General features: G+C 55.6%; 17 protein-coding genes. 12 read left to right on the forward strand and 5 right to left on the reverse strand.

Annotation, left to right across the window (positions count from 1 at the left end; genetic code table 11):
- Positions 1-34 precede the first annotated feature (34 nt).
- Positions 35-1,018: an NUDIX hydrolase gene (locus CIK74_RS15265; protein ID WP_240520561.1), complete on the reverse strand. Its 984-nt coding sequence runs from the start codon at positions 1,016-1,018 to the stop codon at positions 35-37.
- Complete coding sequence (locus tag CIK74_RS15270; RefSeq protein ID WP_096257041.1) at positions 1,011-1,487, reverse strand: RidA family protein; 477 nt, start codon at positions 1,485-1,487, stop codon at positions 1,011-1,013. The genes CIK74_RS15265 and CIK74_RS15270 overlap by 8 nt, the downstream gene beginning before the upstream one ends.
- A gap of 215 nt (positions 1,488-1,702) precedes the next feature.
- Between CIK74_RS15270 and CIK74_RS15280 the strand changes: the two genes are divergently transcribed.
- The 5 genes from CIK74_RS15280 (at position 1,703) to CIK74_RS15300 (ending at position 9,624) form a co-directional block, all read left to right on the forward strand.
- On the forward strand, positions 1,703-4,015 hold the full coding sequence (locus CIK74_RS15280) for a transglycosylase domain-containing protein (protein ID WP_096257043.1): 2,313 nt from the start codon (positions 1,703-1,705) through the stop codon (positions 4,013-4,015).
- Positions 4,016-4,130: 115 nt separating this feature from the next.
- Positions 4,131-5,084 (forward strand): metallophosphoesterase, encoded by a 954-nt coding sequence (locus CIK74_RS15285; protein WP_096257044.1) that lies wholly within the window; start codon positions 4,131-4,133, stop codon positions 5,082-5,084.
- 171 nt (positions 5,085-5,255) lie between these two features.
- Complete coding sequence (locus CIK74_RS15290; protein WP_096257045.1) at positions 5,256-7,076, forward strand: ABC transporter ATP-binding protein; 1,821 nt, start codon at positions 5,256-5,258, stop codon at positions 7,074-7,076.
- The gene (locus tag CIK74_RS15295) at positions 7,073-8,881 is read left to right on the forward strand and encodes an ABC transporter ATP-binding protein (RefSeq protein WP_096257046.1); all 1,809 of its coding nucleotides are present in this window, start codon (positions 7,073-7,075) and stop codon (positions 8,879-8,881) included. Before CIK74_RS15290 ends, CIK74_RS15295 begins: the two co-directional genes overlap by 4 nt.
- A 14-nt stretch (positions 8,882-8,895) precedes the next feature.
- The gene (locus tag CIK74_RS15300) at positions 8,896-9,624 is read left to right on the forward strand and encodes a class I SAM-dependent methyltransferase (protein ID WP_096257047.1); all 729 of its coding nucleotides are present in this window, start codon (positions 8,896-8,898) and stop codon (positions 9,622-9,624) included.
- Positions 9,625-9,685: 61 nt separating this feature from the next.
- Here CIK74_RS15300 and CIK74_RS15305 read toward each other — a convergent pair whose 3' ends face one another.
- Both CIK74_RS15305 and purD read right to left on the reverse strand, forming a co-directional pair.
- Positions 9,686-10,591, reverse strand: coding sequence for a phosphoribosylaminoimidazolesuccinocarboxamide synthase (locus CIK74_RS15305; protein WP_096257048.1), 906 nt, complete (start codon positions 10,589-10,591; stop codon positions 9,686-9,688).
- Positions 10,591-11,877: a phosphoribosylamine--glycine ligase gene (gene purD, locus CIK74_RS15310; RefSeq protein WP_096257095.1), complete on the reverse strand. Its 1,287-nt coding sequence runs from the start codon at positions 11,875-11,877 to the stop codon at positions 10,591-10,593. The genes CIK74_RS15305 and purD overlap by 1 nt, the downstream gene beginning before the upstream one ends.
- 143 nt (positions 11,878-12,020) lie before the next feature.
- Between purD and CIK74_RS15315 the strand changes: the two genes are divergently transcribed.
- The 7 genes from CIK74_RS15315 (at position 12,021) to purM (ending at position 19,292) form a co-directional block, all read left to right on the forward strand.
- Positions 12,021-12,890, forward strand: a complete 870-nt coding sequence (locus CIK74_RS15315) for an asparaginase (protein WP_096257049.1) — start codon at positions 12,021-12,023, stop codon at positions 12,888-12,890.
- 72 nt (positions 12,891-12,962) lie between these two features.
- A complete protein-coding gene (locus CIK74_RS15320; RefSeq protein ID WP_096257050.1) occupies positions 12,963-13,712 on the forward strand; it encodes an ATP-binding cassette domain-containing protein in 750 nt (249 codons plus the stop codon).
- Positions 13,712-14,992: a hypothetical protein gene (locus tag CIK74_RS15325; protein WP_096257051.1), complete on the forward strand. Its 1,281-nt coding sequence runs from the start codon at positions 13,712-13,714 to the stop codon at positions 14,990-14,992. Before CIK74_RS15320 ends, CIK74_RS15325 begins: the two co-directional genes overlap by 1 nt.
- A 745-nt stretch (positions 14,993-15,737) precedes the next feature.
- Complete coding sequence (locus CIK74_RS15335; RefSeq protein ID WP_096257053.1) at positions 15,738-16,118, forward strand: sterol carrier family protein; 381 nt, start codon at positions 15,738-15,740, stop codon at positions 16,116-16,118.
- 3 nt (positions 16,119-16,121) lie between these two features.
- Positions 16,122-16,445, forward strand: a complete 324-nt coding sequence (locus CIK74_RS15340) for a hypothetical protein (protein WP_096257054.1) — start codon at positions 16,122-16,124, stop codon at positions 16,443-16,445.
- A gap of 104 nt (positions 16,446-16,549) precedes the next feature.
- Positions 16,550-18,073 carry an amidophosphoribosyltransferase gene (gene purF, locus CIK74_RS15345; RefSeq protein ID WP_096257055.1) on the forward strand — a complete coding sequence of 508 codons (1,524 nt, stop codon included), beginning with the start codon at positions 16,550-16,552 and terminating at the stop codon, positions 18,071-18,073.
- A 76-nt stretch (positions 18,074-18,149) separates the two neighbouring features.
- Positions 18,150-19,292 carry a phosphoribosylformylglycinamidine cyclo-ligase gene (gene purM / locus CIK74_RS15350; protein WP_096257056.1) on the forward strand — a complete coding sequence of 381 codons (1,143 nt, stop codon included), beginning with the start codon at positions 18,150-18,152 and terminating at the stop codon, positions 19,290-19,292.
- Positions 19,293-19,363: 71 nt separating this feature from the next.
- On the opposite strand, the gene CIK74_RS15355 is transcribed toward purM, so the two are convergent.
- The gene (locus tag CIK74_RS15355) at positions 19,364-20,284 is read right to left on the reverse strand and encodes a Sir2 family NAD-dependent protein deacetylase (RefSeq protein ID WP_343251931.1); all 921 of its coding nucleotides are present in this window, start codon (positions 20,282-20,284) and stop codon (positions 19,364-19,366) included.
- Positions 20,285-20,302 lie beyond the last annotated feature (18 nt).

A 20,302-nucleotide genomic window follows, 5' to 3' on the forward strand; every position in this document is an offset into this window, starting at 1 on the left:
GATTTCCGGCCATAGTTCTTTGTGCGCAAAGTTTTTAGTGTCCTGGTTCGGCCTGCCAAGGACGAGTTGATTCGTCCCCTAAGGTTCCAAGTACTTCAAGATAATAGGTGCCATCACGCACCAGCAGGTCCGGGTGTTGAACATCCAGGCTCCGTGCACGGGAAAGGTACGCGACCACTCCGTGAGCGTCCACCATGCGCTCGAGCATGAGCTCCACCGCGGGACTGGTAATTTGTGAAAGCCGCAGCCCTTGGGTATCGGGCTGCCCAATCAGGTCTCCGAGGCCGCTGGTAGCCCGCTGCTCGATGATCTGCTCCGTACTGCACCATTGCGCCCATTGGCCCTTAGCGCGCAATAGAGAGGGTTCCTGACGCAATGGAACCGTCGCCGCGAAGTACCAGGTGTCAAAACGGCGGAATGCGAAGTTAGGACTCACCCAGTGAGCCACCGGACGCAAGAGATCCGTACGCAGCCCTAAGCCACGTCTGCGCAAAAATTCTGCAAACTCTAAGTCCTGCCCGGCAATAGCCTCACGGGCGGACATCCATTCTTCCGGATCGGTCATTTCGATCACCGATTGCTCGTCGGTGCCGGCCAGCAAGATTCCGGTTTCTTCAAAGAGCTCTCTGATTGCGCAAACTAGATGTACGCGGACCAGCTGTTGATCCAGCACATCTAAACGTTTGGACCACCAGGTCAGGTTCGGACCAAACCACCTGTATTCGGCGCGGTCTCCAACCTCAACGCTTCCACCAGGAAACGCCACACTCCCCAAGGGTGATTCACCAGAGCGGTAACCCAAAAAGGTTTCCACGCCATGGGCGCCATCTTGCACCAGGCACACTGATGAAGCTCGGCGTGCGGCCCTAGGTGTGCGAGAGCCGTAGGTAAACCAATTTTCCGCCGCTGGAATTTGATGCGGCGGCAGCTCAACCAGGCGACGCGCCATGCCGGTGCGCGCGCCGGACGGGATCGCCCGGCCTGCGCGCACACCGGAATCGCGTTGTGGACTACTCAAATTCGGCGATGACCTCAACCTCAACCGGAGCGTCCAATGGCAAGACGGCCACGCCGACTGCCGAACGTGCATGCACTCCGGCTTCGCCAAGAACATTTCCGAAGAATTCGGATGCTCCGTTGATGACACCAGGCTGACCGGTAAACGTTGGATCAGACGACACGAAGCCAACGACCTTCACGATACGCGTAATGCGATCTAGGTCACCTATTTCCGCTTTGATCGCTGCCAGCGCATTCAGTGCGCAGGTCTGTGCCAAAGCCTTGGCTTCTTCGGCCGAGACTTCTGCCCCGACTTTGCCTCGAGCTGAGAGTTCACCGTTAATCAGCGGCAGCTGACCGGAGGTGTAAACGTAGTTGCCAGTGGTGACCGCTGGCAGGTACGCGGCGACCGGCTTGGCCACAGCTGGCAACGAAAGACCGAGCTCGGCCAGACGGGCCTCGACACGCGAGGAAGTAGCTTCTTGCATGGGGTTTTACTCCTTCTAAAAGTTAAGCTTTTGGACGCTTCATGTAGGCCACTGGATTGGTGCCATTTGGGCCTGGAACGATTGCTACCAGCTCCCAACCACCGTCACCCCACTGATCCAAAATCTGCTTGGTTGCGTGGATAACGAGCGGCAAAGTGGCGTATTCCCATTTAGTCATACTCGATAGGTTAGCGCGTCCTTGTAAACTAGTAGGTATGGCAGCCAAGAAGTCCCCCTTTTTTGACACAGCTACCACTCTGGGAAAGATCGTTGCGTTCTTCGGAATCAGTGCCCTTTGTGGTGTGCTGGCCGCGGGCATGATCGTCCCCGTGGCAGCAATCGCAAAAACCGGTTTGACCACCGGAAATAACATTGTAAGCGCGCTTCCGAGCACCTTCGAGAAGCTTCCAATTCCGCAGCCTTCGCGTGTCTTAGACACCGAGGGCAAGGAGATCGCGACGTTCTACGAACAGAACCGCGAACCGGTGAAGCTCAAGGATATTTCTCCGGAAATGCGTAAGGCAATCGTTTCCGTGGAAGATGAGCGTTTTTACGAGCACAACGGTATCGACCCCAAGGGCATCGCCCGTGCGGTAGTCGGTAACCTGACGAGCTCGTCACGTTCCGGTGCGTCAACGTTGACTCAGCAGTACGTCAACAACCTTTTGGTCAATAACCAGATTTTGACCGGTTCCAAGGACCGCACCGTTTCTGGTCAGAAAGAATACTCTGACAAAATTCGTGAGCTGAAGTATGCGGTAGCTATCGAAAAGGAAATGTCTAAGGACGAAATCCTTGAAGGCTACCTTAACTTGGTTCTCTTCTCCGGCCGTGAGTATGGCGTGCAGGCTGCCGCTCAGCGCTTCTTCTCTGTAGACGCCAAGGATTTGAACCTGCAGCAGTCGGCAATGCTTGCCGGCATGGTTCAGCTTCCAAACGTGTACAACCCAATCAATAACCCCGAGCGCTCCTTGGACCGTCGCAACAAGGTGCTGGGCAATATGTACCGCACCGGTGCGATCACCAAGAAGGAATACGACAAGGCCGTCAAGTCCAAGCTTGGGACGAAGCCTAGTTCGTCAGCCTCGGGCTGCATGGCTGCCGAGGACGACGGATATTTCTGTGACTACGTCACCAACTTGATCCTCAAGGACAAGAACTTTGGTAAGACCAAAGAGGATCGCCAGAACTTGCTCTTCCGCGGTGGCTTGACCATCAAGACCACACTGAATTCTGCCTTGAACAAACAGGCTGCCAAGGACGCTCGCCAAGCGATTGATCCTCACGCCAAGTCGAACAAGGACATCTACTCCTCGCTGGTTTCGGTTGAGCCGGGCACCGGCAACATCCTCACCATGGCGCAGAACACCGAGTACGCACCGGAATCCAAGGAATCCGGCAGCCGTACCTTCTACAACTTCGCTGTAGAACGTTCACTCGGCGGCGCGGGTGGCTTCCAGGGCGGTTCGACCATGAAGCCATACACCACACTTGCGTGGCTCCACGAGGGCCATCACATGTACGACAAGATCAATGCGAAACGCGAAACTTTCCTTCCTGGTAGCAAATGGAAGGCTTCCTGCTTGCCGGGTGGGACTGCCACAGTAGGTTCAAAGTGGACTCCTAAAAATGCCTCACCTGGTTTCTACCGCACTATGACCGTTGATACCGGCCTGTACTGGTCGATTAACTCGGCAACGGTCCAAGAAGCGCACAAGGTAGACCTTTGCACCATCGCTGACTACACCACCAAGCTTGGCTTGCTGGATCAGGATGCCGATGAAGGTAAGCCAGCTCCGATTTCACCGGCGAACCCTGCGTTCATCATTGGTTCTGCCAATATCACCCCCCTTGCGCAGGCAGCTGCTTTTGCTACCTTTGCAAACAAGGGTGAATACTGCGAGCCACGTGCCATCACGTCGGTAGAGGATAAAGACGGAACCAAGTACAAGGTTCCTAAGGAAGAGTGCTCGCAAGAGATTGATCCGCAGCACGTTGCTGACCTCAACGGAACGCTCAAGAAGATTGCGACCAACCGTGTTTCCAAGGGACAGGTTGCCGGGCCGATTGCCGGCAAGACCGGTACGAATGACTACGCCACATCGACCTGGTTCGTGGGCTACAGCACCGGCATTTCCACCGCTTCGTGGGTTGGACGACTAAAAGGTAAAGCCGCCACTAAACAAAACCAGATGCACGGCGCTCTGATCAACGACCAGCGTGCCCCAAAGATGGTCGACTCCTCGACCTTCGCCGCTCCGCTCTGGGTCGATTTCATGTCCAAGGCTGTTCAGCAGTATGACCGCAGCTCCTTCGGTTCCGTGTCAAAGGCTCCCAAACCAAAGCCGAAGCCGAAGGAAGAAGACAACTCGGACAATAAGTCGGATTCGAAGAAGGAAGACTCTAAAAAGGAAGATTCCAAGAAGTCGGACGACAACAAGTCTGATTCGAAGAAGTCTGAAAATAAGGGCAAAGAGAAGTCCAAACCGACTGCCCCCGCCAAGCCCGGAGATGGCTCGAACGACTAAATAACCTCAAAAGGCCGCGTTCAACTTTGGTTGAACGCGGCCTTTCGGTTTAGATTGGCATTACCACCAGACTCAGATGGGTCTGTTCCCCCGAAAGGACAATGACGCACCGGTCATGGTTGAAAAAACTAATTTCTCTTCGGCATTCGGTCGAGCCACCAGCACCACAGCGCTACTTGCCGGCGGTGCCGCCGCGGTTGGAAGCGCACTGCTTGGGTACGGGCTTTACGAGACACAGAAATTCGGGCTACGCCGCGAAACCGTCAAAGTCTTGCCGCGTGGTGCGGCAGATATGCGCGTTTTGCATCTCTCGGATATCCATATGATCCCCGGACAGGCTCTGAAACGCCGCTGGTTACATCAGCTGGCAGATGAGCGACCCGACTACGTGATCAATACCGGTGACAACCTCAGCCACCGGGAGGCAGTGCCTGCGTTAATCGACGCGTTGCAGCCACTGATGCAATTTCCTGGCGCCTTTGTTCCCGGATCAAATTGTTATTACGCACCGAAGCCGAAAAATCCTTTCAAATACCTCACACGCAATACCGGCCGACCTAACCCCTCGGACCGCGACATGCTTCCTTTTGAGCAGATGCACCAGGCGTTTGGAGCCGCCGGCTGGGTCAACATGACCAACCGCTCCTACTCCACAGCGCTCAATGGGCTCCGACTTGATCTCACCGGTATCGACGACCCTCATTTGGACCGAGACCAATTCGCTGGCTGGCCACAGGGCTCTTCCACCAGTTACCAGGCACCACATGTACGTATCGCATTAACACACGCCCCCTACCAACGAGTGCTGGATCAGTTCACCGAAGAAGGTGCCGACATCATCTTTGCCGGGCATACCCACGGCGGGCAGGTCTGCATCCCAGGTTATGGCGCGCTAGTGTCAAATTGTGACTTGCCCACCTGGCGAGCACGTGGTCTGACAAATTGGGAACATGCTGGACGCAGTGTTCCGCTCAACGTTTCAGCCGGCATTGGACACTCTCGTTTTGCCCCGATCCGTATAGCTTGCCCACCCGAGGCGATACTTCTGACGCTGACCGCCAAAGACTAACAGTCACCAACTTTTCAGACCCCGTGCTTTTACTAAGCACGGGGTCTGAAGTCGTTTCTGAGCCTGATACAAATAATCTATCGGATAGGGATTGTTTGATTGAATTTTCCCAACTACTGACTGTAGGCTGTAGTCCGGTCGATATTTTTTGGTGATGGTGGGGTAAAGCGCATGGCGCGAGAACAAAACGCGGAACCGGCAGAAGCGGTTTCATTAACTACCACTCTCAAACGGCTTGGACCTTTTGTCCGTCCGATTCTCCCCCGCCTCATTGGCGGTTTTTTCTGCGCTTTGGGTGCAGGCATTGTGGCCCTGGCAATCCCGCAGGTACTTGCATGGCTGGTCAATAACGTATTGGACGCCGATGGCACCAGTACCCAAATCTGGATCGCCATGGCTATTGTCGGTGGCCTAGGGTTCCTCGAAGCACTGTTCATCTTCCTCCGCCGGCAGTTTGTTCTTAACCCGGCAGCAGGACTCGAAGCACACATGAGGATCCGCTTCTACAAGCACCTGCAGCGACTTCCCGTGGCGTTCCACGAGCGTTGGGGCTCGGGGCAGCTCCTTTCCCGCTCCATGTCTGATCTGTCGCTGCTACGGCGTTGGCTCGCCTTTGGCGCGATGATGCTCGTGGTAGATACCGTAACCGTGATCACCGGTCTGGTACTGATGTTTTTCCACTCGTGGATTCTTGGCTTGCTCTATCTGCTCGGTGCCATCCCTATCTCTATCAAGGCCTACCACTTCAGAAACAACTATCGGGCAGCAAGCCGGCTAAGCCAAGACCAGGCTGGTGACCTCGCCACAGCGGTCGAAGAGTCAGTCCACGGCATCCGCGTCATCAAGGCTTTCGGCCGTGGACGCTACGTCTACGAAGGCTTCAGCGAACAGGCCAAGTCGCTACAGCAAACCGAGATCTCCAAGGCAAAAACCTTGGCTGGTTTCTTGATGACGGTAGTTGCAATCCCAGAAACGATTCTAGGAATCGGTCTACTCATCGGTATTCCAATGGTTGCCGGCGGCTCATTGAGTGTTGGTTCCTTGGTTGCGTACTTTGCGATCGCAGCAGTTATTGCCGGTCCGGTAGAGGGCATGGGAATGCTACTTGGCATGACGCTAAGCACCAAAACCGCCTTAGACAGGCACTTCGAAGTGATGGATGCCGACAACGATATTGTTTCGCCAAAGGAGCCTCGCACACCCCAGGAGCGAACCGGTGAAGTACAACTGAAGCACGTGCGTTTTGCCTATCCCGACGATTCGGGGCGAGGCCGTCCTGTGCTTGCGGATATCGACTTCACTATCCGCCCCGGAGAAACCATGGCTTTGGTAGGAATCACCGGCTCAGGTAAGTCCACCTTGCTCAATCTCGTGCCACGACTGCACGATGTGAGCGCAGGACAGGTCCTAGTCCACGGCCAAGACGTGCGTGAATGGGACCTAGAAAAACTTCGACAAGAGATCGCCGTAGCCTTTGAAGACACGACCCTCTTTTCAAATTCCATCCGCGAAAACGTGTTGCTCGGCGCTCCAGAGGGGCTAACCTCTGCGCAGCGCGAGGAACTTCTCACGCAGGCTTTGGATGTTGCCCAGGCGCAATTCGCGTACCAGTTACCCCAAGGGGTTGAGACCCTGATCGGTGAAGAAGGTCTCTCACTTTCTGGCGGACAACGTCAGCGTTTGGCCTTGGCCCGCGCCATTGCGGCGCAACCGCGTATCTTGGTTCTTGATGATCCGCTCTCTGCCTTAGATGTACGCACCGAGGAGGCAGTGACCACCAAGCTTCGTGAAGTTCTTCGCGGAACAACAACCTTGGTAGTCGCCCACCGGCCCTCCACCGTGATGCTTGCAGACCGGGTCGCGCTACTTCGTGATGGACGTATCGACGCAATCGGCAGCCACACACATCTGCTCAGCACCAATGAACATTACCGCTACGTGATTGCCAGCTTGGATGACGAAGCACCGATCAACGAGGAGATCTCACGATGAGCAAACCTATGGGTGTCTCTGACGAAGACAACATCAACCTCAGCGGTGTTCAACGTAAACAGGTTCGTAGCCGTTCCTTTAGGTTGCTGGCCAGGCTGGCTATGCCACAGAAGAAATTATTTATCCTCACCGTGGCGCTGGTCTTGGTTTCGAATGCGGCTCGAGTCGCCTTGCCGTTGCTCATTGCCTTGGCCATCGACTGGACGTTACCCCAGGTCCGTGAGGGCAACTGGAGTGCCCTGGGAATATCAGGTGGCGCTTATATTATTTGCGCGATTCTTGCTGGTGTCTTATTAGCTTGGTACATCAACTGTGCAGCCCGAATTTCTCAGGCCATGCTCCTAGATCTGCGCCAACAAGTCTTCCGCCACACGCAACGATTGAGCCTAGAATTCCATGAGAACTACACCTCCGGTCGCATCATCTCCCGGCAGACCTCGGACCTAGAGACCCTGCGCGAGTTATTGGACCAAGGCGTCTCGGAACTAGCCTCTTCCTGTGTGTTTGTGGTCTTCACGCTGATCACTATCTTTGCTTTGGACTGGCGCAGCGGATTGGTGTTGTGCATTGCCGCCGTCCCGGTCACGATCCTGTTCTTTTGGTATCAAAGCCGTTCCGAGGTCCTCTATCGCGAATCTCGCGTGGTCTCCGCGAAAGTCATCTCCACTTTTGTGGAAACCATGACAGGTATCCGTGCGGTGAAGGCTTTCCGTCGCGAAGCTGCCAACGATGAAAATTATGGCGATATCGCAGAAAAATACCGGGTCAACTCGGTACGTTCCTTTAATCTCTTTGGAATTCTGCAGCCTGGCCTAGTGCTCATTGGTAACCTCACCGTGGCGGCACTGCTCGCCTATGGTGGTTTTCGAATCTTGGATGGCACGCTGGCGGTCGGTGTGATGGTTGCGCTGTTGCTAGCGGCTAAACGCGTCTTCCAACCCGTGGAGCAGATCGCGATGTTCTATTCGTCCTTGCAATCGGCCACCGCAGCGCTTGAAAAAGTGTCCGGACTTTTGGAGGAAGAGCCAAGCGTCAAGGAGCCGCTCAAGCCGCGGAGCATCGACCAGGTTAAGGGCGAGATAGTTTTTCGTGACGCGGTCTTTGGTTACGGGCAGGGTCCTATCATTATGGATCGCTTTGACCTCAAGCTTGAGGCAGGGCAAACCGTTGCGGTGGTCGGACAAACCGGTGCCGGCAAATCAACCCTGGCCAAACTCATCTCACGTTTTTATGATTTGCGCTCTGGAAGTCTCGAAATAGATTCGGTGCCAATTCAAGAAATCTCAAATAATGAATTACGCGAGCACGTAGTGATGGTGACTCAGGAAGCCTTCCTGTTCTCTGGTTCGGTGGCCGAGAATATTGCGCTGGGAAATCCGACGGCAACGCTGGCAGAAATCCAGGACGCTGCCAAGGCGGTTGGTGCCCACGAATTTATCTTGGAACTACCCGAAGGCTACGATACCGATCTGAATAAGCGCGGTGGCCGAGTCTCTGCCGGTCAACGACAGCTCATTTCCTTCGCTCGCGCCTTCCTGGCGGATCCTGCTGTCCTGATCCTCGATGAGGCGACCAGCTCGCTGGATATCCCTTCCGAGCGCGCCGTACAACGTGGTCTGCAGCAGCTGCTGGGTAATCGTACGGCACTGATTATTGCGCACCGCTTGTCCACAGTGCAGATTGCGGACCGGGTGCTTGTGGTCCACGATGGCAAGATTATCGAAGATGGGACTCCCGAGCAGCTCATCGCTGATCAGGGTCGCTTCGCTTCCCTGCATAAGGCATGGAAGGATTCGCTAGTTTAGCTGGCCTGTTGAAGATGACTAACGAACTCAGTGACTTCGTTCAGGCCCCGAATCAAGGCTTGCATCCGGAAGTTTATGAAATTGAAAACAATGCAATGGATCGAAGCGGAGCCCTCTTTGCGCGGCTTGAAGATCTCGCGCCTTGGGATGGCAAAGATTTGTTGGACTTAGGGTGCGGCACCGGTTATTGGTTGCCGAAGTACCTCAGCGATTCGGGAACCGTCATCGGAGTAGAGCCAGATGCTAATTTACTTCAAGCGGCACGTGCACGTAGTGCCCATATCCAGGTGCATCAAGGTTCCGCCGAGCATCTTCCGTGTGCCGATGAAAGCCTAGACGTGATTCATGCTCGCTTTGCGTATTTTTTCCCGTCCCCTAAGAACGATTGTTCGGCGGGAGTTGCTGAAGCGTTGCGAGTCCTACGTCCAGGTGGTTCCTTGCTGGTGATCGATAACGATCAGCAACACGGTGAGTTCGCATCGCTGCTGCAAAGTAGCCCCTGGGCGGCGGCACAAGGCGAGTCAAACTTCACCAACGCATGGTGGGAAGACCACGGTGCCACCCGGCATGAGGTGATGAGCAGCTGGAAGTTTGATTCTGTCCAGGATCTTGCCAGCGTCCTGCACATCGAATTCCCTACGCAGCTGGCAAACGAATGGATTGCCAGGCACCCTCACGCCACGCAGTTGAGCTACGGCTACGTGATCTACCAAATACGCAAGGAAGCTACAGACGCACAGTAAACGGGCGTAAAAATAGGCCGGAGCGAAGATCCTTCTTCACCCCGGCCTATTTTTGGATCGATTAGGCTGAGAACTTCAGTCCGGTCAATCGCTCATATGCTTCGATATACCGGGCACGAGTCTTCTCGATAATTTCTGCTGGCAATGCCGGAGGCTGCTGCCCGGAATTCTTGTCCCACCCGGATTCTGCTGAGCTCAACCAGTCACGGACGAACTGCTTGTCAAAGCTATCCTGTGCCTTACCAGGTTCATAAGACTGCGCATCCCAGAAACGCGAGGAGTCCGGGGTGAGCACCTCATCGCCCAAGGTAATGTCCCCGGTAGCAGGGTCCAACCCAAACTCGACTTTCGTATCGGCCAGGATGATGCCGCGTTCACGCGCAATCTTCTCGGCACGCTCGTAAAGTGCGACGGTCTTTTCCCGTAGCGCTTCGGAGACGTCTAGACCAACGCGCTCCACGGTCTGCTCAAAGGAAATGTTTTCGTCGTGTTCCCCTACTTCAGCCTTAGCCGAAGGGGTGAACAACGCTGGTTGCAACCGTGAACCATCAACCAGACCTGCTGGCAACGGCAATGCACACACCGTGGAAGAGACCTTGTACTCGACCAAGCCAGAGCCGGTCAGGTATCCACGAGCAATGCACTCGATGGGGTACATCTCAAGCTTTTTGCACACCATCGCACGTCCGGCAACTGCCTCTGGCACCTCGGTGGAGATCACGTGATTGGCAAAATCGCTTAGCTGATTGAACCACCACACACTGAGCTGGGTCAGCACCTTGCCCTTATCGGGGATCTCGCTGGTCAGTACAAAATCATAAGCACTGATTCGGTCCGAGGCGACAACGAGCACCCGGTCCGAGTCTGCAAAACTGACACCTGCCGGTACGTAAAGATCTCGGACCTTACCGGAGTAGAAATGGTCCCAACCTTCTAAGGAAAGTGTTTCTGTCTGCAATCCTGCCATTACTTACTTTCCTCATTCGTTAGGATTTCTCCACGTTCGGCCTTCAATGCGATGTCGCTGCGCGACTGCGCTCCAGGCCAACTGATCTTCGCAACACCGGCATAGGCGCTAGCCCGGGCACTGGACAGATCATCGCCTAGGGCAACGACGGCCAACACACGTCCGCCAGACACGATGATGTTACCGTCGGCATCGGCGCTGGTGCCAGCATGCATGACATGGACGTTAGGAACCGCGTTGGCCTGTTCAAGCCCTTGAATTATTTCGCCTTTCACCGGGGCGTCAGGATAGTTCTCGGCGGCAATGACTACGTCAACTGCGGTCTTCGAGGACCAACGCAGCTGTTCGGCGTCATCCAAGGTTCCGTTCGCCGCAGCCAGCAGGATGCCGCCCAATGGAGTCTTCAGACGAGCCAGGACCGCTTGAGTCTCAGGGTCACCGAAGCGGGCGTTAAACTCAATGACGCGGATGCCACGCTTGGTAATGGCAAGGCCGCAGTACAGCACACCGGTGAACGGGGTGCCACGCTTTTCCATTTCGCGCAAAGTTGGGTAGGCGACGCGGTCCATGACCTCGTCGACGAAGGTTTCGGGCAACCATTCAAGCGGTGAGTAGGCGCCCATACCACCGGTATTAGGTCCCTGATCATTGTCGAAGATTCGTTTGAAGTCTTGCGCCGGTGCCAGAGGCACCGCGTGCTTACCGTCGCAGATGACGAAGAGCGAAACTTCTGGACCGTCCAAGAATTCTTCGATGACCACGGTACCGCCAGCAGCAAAGCAGACTTCGGCGTGGGCTAGGGCTTCGGCGCGGTCATTGGTGACAACCACGCCCTTGCCGGCTGCCAAGCCGTCGTCTTTAACCACGTAGGGTGCGCCAAAGTCGTCAAGCGCCGAGGCTGCTTCTGCCGAGTTGGTGGCCACATGCGCCATCGCGGTGGGCACCTGCGCGGCGGCCATCACGTCCTTGGCAAATGCTTTGGAAGCCTCCAGCTGGGCTGCGGCCTTGGTTGGTCCGAAAACGGGGATGCCGGCTTCGATTAACGCGTCGGCTACACCGGCGGCCAAGGGCGCTTCGGGACCAACGATCACTAGCTCGCTTGCCAGTTCCTTAGCCAGCGCCAGCACCGCTTGTGGGTCTTGCGCATCGATGTTGTGGGTGGTGACGTCCTGTGCGATACCGGCGTTACCGGGAGCGCAATGAACCTCATTGACGTAGGGGTCTGCACTCAGTGCACGGACAATTGCATGCTCACGGCCGCCTGGGCCAATAACCAGTACCTTCACCCCGCCGAGTTTACCGGAGATTAGTGCCAGGTTATTGGTCTGTGACCGGTCAATGAACACTTCTTACGAGTCACTATTTCTCTTCGGGTTTCTAGGGTTTCCTGATATTCGAGGTGCTCAATGCACCGCTTAGACTGAGTCGTATGGCTTCGGCGATAGACATCACACACTGCACAGAGCTGCTTCGGGTTACCCGAAATTCGGTCGTTGAATCCAGACATTATGGAGCCGCGGTGGTGCTGGACGCTTCGGGAGAAATACTCGAAGCCCTCGGCGATCCGCAGGCCCTGATCTTTCCGCGTTCCGCGCTGAAACCTTTTCAAGCTATCGGTTCTCTGCGTGCCGGGGCGGTTCTGAGCTCCGCCCAACTAGCTTTGGCTTGCGCCAGCCACTTGGGTACCGCCAGACATCAGCAGTTGGCGCACAGTGTGCTCGCCTCGGTGAACTTGGACGAAGATCATTTGCAGTGTCCGGCTTCATGGCCAGGCGATTCCGCCGCCAGAACCGAAATGATCATCGGTGGGCACAGTCAAAACAAGTTGGCATTCAACTGTTCGGGCAAACACGCGGCATTTCTTGCCGCCGCGGTATCGCGCGGAGAACCGGTAGAAACGTATCTGAATCCAGAGCATCCGGTACAGCAGTGCGCGTTAGAAGCAATTGAAGAATTCTGCGGACCGGTAACTTTTGTGGGGGTGGATGGGTGCGGTGCTCCGGCACCGCAGATATCCTTGCATTCCTTAGCCAAGGGGTTCAAAAATCTCAGTACCGGCAGCGATCAGCATGTTCGTGCCGTCGCACACGCGATGCGCGAACATCCTTGGGCGGTACGCGGTCCCGGCAGCCCGAACACCATCGTTAACGAATCCACGGGGATTATTGCCAAGTTGGGTGCCGAAGGCGTGCTGGGTATGTCTGCAGAAGTATCTAATCCGTTTGCACCGACAACCCAGACGAGAAACGACAACATGTCCTCGGTTTGTCTGGTGCAGCAATCTATTTTCTGGCCGTGACATTTGGTCTCACGACGGCCCTTGGGCTTTTCCGGTGAAAGCTACCAAGCAAAAGGAATCCCAACTCAACGTATGTCGACTTTAGCCATGGAGAATCTTTCATTCTCCTACCCTCGTAGCGCCGTTTTGCTACAAAACCTCAATGTAGTTTTTGGTCCGGGGCGCACGGCGCTTCTTGGCCCAAACGGGGCTGGAAAATCCACACTCATTGCCTTGCTCGCAACGGTGCTCAGTCATAAGTCCGGATACATCGCCTTAAACGATTCTGACAGTTCGGTACCTGCTACTAATTTACGCAAGTATCGGCAGCAAATTTCCTGGCTTCCTCAAGATTTTGTTCCTGTCGGCGGACTGACGGTACAGGACCACGTCACCTACAGCGCATGGCTGAATGGAGCATCCCGGCGCGAAGCCAAACGCCGCGCCCCGGCCGCGATCAGCCAGGTAGGACTTACCGAGATGGCACAGAGCAAGGCCACGGCACTTTCTGGCGGTCAACAACGGCGTCTCGGACTAGCGGGAGCTTTAGCCCATGATGCAAAAGTGATTCTGCTTGACGAGCCCACAGCGGGCCTAGACCCGAATCAACGCGATAGATTCCAGACCATCTTGCAAGGAATCGATCCGGAAAAGATCGTGTTGGTCTCGACGCACCAAACTGAAGACATCGATGGTACTTTCGATCGAATATGCGTCCTAGACAAAGGACAGCAAAAATTCCACGGCTCGGTATTCGAATTCATGGCGTTTGGAGAATCAGAAACAGACCCTCGCGATAAAATCCGGTCAGCTTATGGACGACTTGTCGACAGGGAAAACTAATGTATCCGTTGGCGAAACGCCCCTCAGTCTGGCTATTACCACTGTTCTTAGTAGTGGCCCTGGTTTATCTATTTAGTTACACCGAGATGGAATTGGTGCGGGGTAGTTCTCAAGCCGCGTTGGCTGCTGCATCCACGACGTTACTTTTTTCCTGTTTACTTTCTTCGTTGAGCGCAGCCGTTGAATCCAGCAGGGAGAACCTAAGTCGCGGTGTGCTCGATGCCGTGTCTCGGAGTTACTTCGAGCGCGTGTTCTTCCGTCTGTGGCCTAGCGTGACCGCTGGAGTCATTGTCCAGTTCACAAGTGTCATCATTCTTTTGCTGAATTCCAAAGTCATCCCGCAACTGAGTGACGGGTTGATCTTATTTGGTTATGTACAGGCCATTACCGCTCACGCCGCGTTCGGCAATCTTCTAGGCCAATGGTTCCACGGTCGTTTTGCGATTCCCTTGGCTTTGGTGGGTAGCTACCTATTTCTTGCATTCACCGGAACCAGCAGTTTCTTCCCTCTGCATTACCTGTCAGGAATGACTCTTAATGGTTGCTGCATGGCAGCACAGAATATTGATTTCCATGCAATATGGGCACTAGTCGTGTTCTCAGCACTGTCTACGACAGGTTTTATTATTCTCGCGGGCACTAATCGTCCGTTGGAGAGGAAACGCATCTCCGCGTCGTTGCCTTCAGTGCACATAGCCACCGGAACATTATTAATTCTGGCATCCGTCGCTACGGGCTTATGGCTGGGAAAAGATCTAGAAGGTATTCCGGCGGTGGCTATGAGTGACGAACAATTCGAATGCTCGAACACTAGACCGCAAGTTTGTTTGAACCAGGTACAGCTCTCAGGAGGGGACCGGCGGATGCTGGTTGCCCAGAGCATCACTTCTCTGACTAAAGTCGGTTTCCCAGAACCGCAACGCGTCACTGCTTCAATGGATACCGATCTAACGGTAGAAGAAGACGGAGTTCTACTGACTGCTTTTGAACCAAGCTATACCGATGAGCAAGTGGTCTACGCGGCGGCCAGTTCATATGCGTCTCAGCTGGCAAATCAATTATGCGATAGTGATGATTTCGACCAGCAATACGCCATGATCCAACTACTGCAAGAATGGAGCACGGGGTACGCCCAGGAGCAAGTTCTTGGAATCCCCTCGGGTGGGTTAGAACAACCCCTCGCGTCATTGAACAGGGACGAACAACAGATCTGGGCCTTGAGAGCGTATGACAGCCTGACTCGATGCGAAGTTCCAGCAAAGCCTGGGAAAGATTCATGACTTTTGTGTTCCGTACGCATCGGGGGCTGACGTGCTTATTCGCGACTGTGATTTGTGGCGTGGGAGCCGGATTTTACGGGCAGAAGCTAATTTCCATTCCCTTTCTAGGCTCGCTGACGATGCCCACGCAGATGCCGGCTCCGGTGATACCGGCGCTATTGCTCTGTGTCATCCTCGGAGCTTGCGTGACTGGAGCCGAGCGACCTTGGATGCACTCATCGGTACGGAACATCTGGGCCCATTCGGCTATTTTCGTCCTTGTTCTGGCTTTGCTATCAACACTGCTGTGCGCTGGCGTCGGGGCTCTCACCCACCAGGGAATGGTTATGCCAGGCGCGTTGTATGGACGCGATTTGGCGGGGCTTTTAGCGCTTTGGGTACTAGGCAGATTCTTTGGTTTATTTGCAGCAGCGACCGTGTTGCCAGTCGGCTATGTAGTATTCGCATCGGCTTTTGCCCGGAATAAAGAAGCCTCGTTCTACCCTTGGGCATGGATCATGGAATCGCATCCCCAATCTTGGACGGGGCTAAGCCTCATCGCTACCGGTGTTGTCGCCACTCTAATATTGGCCGTACGCCGCCGTCCTCTTTACATTGGATGACCGGAAAACCCATCGCTACTCTTGTGAGTTGCTTACTTTGCTAGGTTCGCAATGAAATAATCAGACGATCTTCACTCCTATCCAAGTAAGAGCAGCGGGAAATATGACATTTTCACGTCATCGAAGGAAGCAGATCTAAGGCTATGGCGATCAAAAGAAGAATCGATGAACCCATGGGGCGCACAGCGCTGCGCGAGTGGGCGCAAAACGCTGAAACTCAGGGGAAAACAGGGCGTTCCACCCTCGCTACCGCGGTGCGTTTCACCTTGGAAGAACTCGCTTCTCGGGCCGAGGGGAACTCTGTTGAGGTGCGCATCCCACCCTTTGGTGTGACCCAATGCATTGAAGGGCCTCGACATACCCGCGGGACCCCTCCGAATGTGGTCGAAATGCCTGCTGAATTATGGCTATCGCTAGTCACCGGGAGAACCGATTGGGCTACGGCCGTGCAATCGGGGCAATTGCATGCCTCCGGACTAAGGGCAGACTTGTCGGCACATCTGCCACTAATTGAGTACCCTTAAAGTATGGAGCAACACCCCGCCACCCCGTCATCCGCTGATCAGCCAATTACCGTGCTGGTTCATGCGGCACCACGTTTCTGGCCATTTGTACTGACCGGCGCCGTTCTCGGTGCGCTGATCGGTGCCATCATTGGCTTCCTTGGTGAACCTTCAATGGATTACACCGTAGGTTCGGCTATCGGATTCTTCGCCATGTTTTGTGCAGGACTTGGCATTGGGCTGGGCGCACTTGCCTTTGTAATTATCGACCGCGTAACTTCGCGCAAAACCACCCAAAAACTGGCGGTGCCCCTGGCCGGGGATACCACCAGCGAGCAACAAGGCTAGGCGCCCTCCCCTTCCCAGGAAGGCATGTGGCGGCCGCGCACCTGGTCGTCGCTCACCACATAAGCGGTCGAAGACGACCAATAGATACATGAGAGAATATTGACATGGCGCGTGGCGATGGACTACTTAATCATGACTTGCTTCCCAGCGAAAAAGGTCCGCAGGATGAATGCGGAGTTTTTGGTGTTTGGGCACCTGGCGAAGACGTTGCAAAACTAACTTATTACGGGCTCTACGCTCTGCAGCACCGTGGACAAGAGTCCGCCGGTATTGCCACCAGCGATGGCTCGCGAATCAACGTGTACAAAGACATGGGCTTGGTTTCCCAGGTTTTTGATGAAAACACCTTAAATTCGATGACCGGCCACCTAGCAGTTGGCCACTGCCGGTACTCCACCACCGGGGCAAGCCACTGGGCCAACGCGCAGCCAACCTTGGGCCCTACCCAGACCGGCACCGTCGCTTTGGCGCATAACGGTAACTTAACCAACTCGGCGCAGCTAGCCGAAATGGTGGAGGCTAAGCAGCTGGCCGACGGGGGCAAGGTCCGTGGCGAAATCGCTCAGGGCAACACCACCGACACCGCGCTGGTCACCGCGTTGCTTGCTGGCTCCGAAGGCCAGTCCTTAGAAGAAACCGCGTTGGAGTTGCTGCCGAAGATTGAAGGCGCATTCTGCTTTGTCTTCATGGATGAAAACACCATGTATGCAGCGCGTGACCCACACGGGGTACGCCCGCTGGTTCTAGGCCGTTTGGACCGTGGCTGGGTTGTTGCTTCCGAGCAGCCCGGTCTTGCTACCGTCGGCGCCTCATTCATTCGTGAAATTGAGCCTGGCGAACTGATCGCTATCGATGAAAGTGGCGTGCGTTCTACTCGCTTCGCCGAAGCCACCCCGAAGGGTTGCGTCTTCGAGTACGTGTACCTAGCCCGCCCGGATGCTTCCATTGCTGGCCGCTCAGTGTATGAAGCTCGCGTAGAAATGGGCCGTCAGCTGGCCCGTGAGAACAGTGCGGATGCAGATATTGTCATCCCGGTCCCGGAATCCGGCACACCTGCCGCCATTGGTTATGCCGAGGAATCAGGGATTCCTTTCACCCACGGTTTCGTCAAGAACGCCTATGTGGGCCGCACCTTCATCCAGCCCTCGCAGACCTTGCGTCAGCTGGGTATCAAGTTGAAACTTAATGCTTTGGAAACCGTGCTGCGCGGCAAACGCGTGGTTGTGGTGGACGATTCGATTGTGCGCGGTAATACCCAACGCGCCGTGGTGCGGATGTTGCGCGAAGCTGGTGCCGCCGAGGTCCATGTAAAGATCTCTTCACCACCGGTGAAGTGGCCTTGCTTCTACGGCATCGATTTCGCCACCCGTGCGGAACTGATTGCCAATGGTGCTGCCGTGGATGAAATCGGTAAGTCAATCGGCGCCGATTCCTTGGCTTACATTTCCGAGGAAGGCATGATCGGTGCGACCTTGCAGCCTCGCGAGAAGCTGTGCACCGCGTGCTTCACCGGCGACTACCCGATTGCGCTGCCAGGTGATGAGCGCCGCGGGAAAAACCTGCTGGAGAAGAGCAACCAGGGCGGCTGCGAGCCGGGCCCGGATGCCGAACTCGAATCTTCCCTGTAACTAGCCACCTCACTACTACCTCGTTGCAAGCGGCACCGTTACCTCGGTGTTCACGACAGAAAAGGACCCATCTGCCATGAGCGGCACGCAAGAGCAGCCCACCTCCATCACCTACGCCGGAGCCGGTGTCGACGTCGAGGCCGGTGACCGCGCCGTTGAACTGATGAAGGGCGCCATCAAGGCCACGCACACTTCCGGAGTAGTCGGCGGGGTCGGCGGTTTCGCTGGCCTATTCGATGTTTCTTTCCTGACCGGATACAAGAAGCCTTACCTAGCAACTTCCACCGATGGCGTGGGCACCAAGGTGGCTATCGCCCAGAAGCTGGATATCCACGACACCATCGGCCAGGACCTGGTCGGCATGGTGGTAGATGACATCGTAGTGGTTGGCGCGAAGCCGCTGTTCATGACCGATTACATCGCTACCGGCAAGGTAGTTCCGGAGCGTATCGCCGACATCGTGCGAGGTATCGCCGAGGGTTGCAAGCTCGCAGGCACCGCATTAGTAGGCGGCGAAACCGCTGAGCACCCAGGCTTGCTGGCCGAAGACGAATACGACGTGGCAGGTGCCGCCACCGGTGTTATCGAGGCAGATCAGCTGCTCGGCCCAGAACGTGTGCTGGCCGGCGACGTTGTCATCGGTATGGCTTCCTCGGGCATCCACTCCAACGGTTACTCGCTGGTGCGCCGCGTGATCGCACATGCTAAGTGGGAACTAGAGCGTGAGGTCGCCGAGTTCGGCCGCACCTTGGGCGAGGAACTGTTGGTTCCGACCCGCATTTACACCACTGCCTGCTTGGACTTGATTGATGAATTGAATACCGGAGAAGACTTCGGCGTTCACGGCTTCAGCCACGTTACCGGTGGCGGTCTGGCGGCTAACTTGGCTCGCGTACTCCCCCAAGGGCTGATGGCTCGCGTGGATCGCTCCACCTGGTCGCTTCCAGCGGTCTTCTCCACGATTGCTTCCCTCGGCAACGTTCCGTTGCCTGACCTTGAGCGCACCCTGAACCTGGGCGTGGGCATGGTGGCAGTAGTGGACCAGAGTGTTGCTGACCGCGCGGTAGCGCTGTTGAACAAGGCTGGCATGGGTGCATGGATCATGGGCTCGGTAGAGAAGCTTGACCCAGCGGCTAGCTCGGCAGGTCTGGACTATGTACAGGGTGCCAAGGGTGTTGACGGTGGCGGCGTGCTGCTGACCGGTAACTACGCCAAGTAACTGCTAGTTTAACGATTTGATGCGTCGCCCCCTTTCCGGGTGTGACGCATCAAATCGTTAAAGTGACCCGGCTAGTGAAGCTGGGACAGTGCCTGATCCAGCGGAACCCGCCAACGCCAGGTGGCCTTCTGCTCGCCACGCACGTGCCCGTTAGTTACCAAGGAAACAGGCAAACCTCTCTTAACAAAGTTCAAAAGGATTTTGTACCCGCTCATCACCGCCAGCGAGGATCCAAGCACCAGCAACGAGTCGGAGCTTTCTTCAAGCCTGGCAATTTGCTCCTTGCGTTCGGCTGGCACGCTTTCCCCGAAGTAGACAACGTCCGGCTTCAAAGCCAGCGAACCACAATACAGACAGTTTCCCATCACAAAGCGGTCCACCAGGTACTGAGGCAGTTCTACGTCACCGTCCGGGTTGATGGCGCTAGGATCGACGTCTACGGCTTCCAGGTAGCCAACGTTGAGCTCTTGGAGCCGGTCATCAAAATGCTGCCGGTCTTCGGATTTCCCACAATCTAGGCAACGCACTATCGAGAGGTCCCCGTGCACCGGGATCACCGTCTTGGAACCAGCTTGCTGGTGCAAGCCATCAACATTCTGGGTGATGATGCCGCTGATTCGACCTTCTTCTTCCCAACGCACTAGTCGGTGGTGGATGGCGTTAGGCTCGGCCCGAAACATGTGCCGCCAGCCAACAAATCCGCGGGCCCAATAGCGTTGACGCGCTTCGGGTCGATACTTGAATTCTTGATAGGTCATCGGACGGTGACGCTGTAAGGAACCGTTCGGGCCGCGGTAGTCAGGAATACCCGAATCTGTGGAGACTCCGGCTCCGGTCATCACCAGGACGTTGCCACGGTCCAGCTGAGCTTGAACTCCGGCCCGAGCTTCTGCGTTGGGATGCGGCTGCGCTTGTTGCTCAACGATGCGTTGCATCGAACGAATGGCAGATTGATGGGCCATCTGAATCGATAGCTCTTCGGGTGTACTCACTAGTGTGCGCCCTTTCGC

This window comes from Glutamicibacter sp. BW77, from assembly GCF_002332285.1.
Lineage (GTDB): Bacteria > Actinomycetota > Actinomycetes > Actinomycetales > Micrococcaceae > Glutamicibacter > Glutamicibacter bergerei.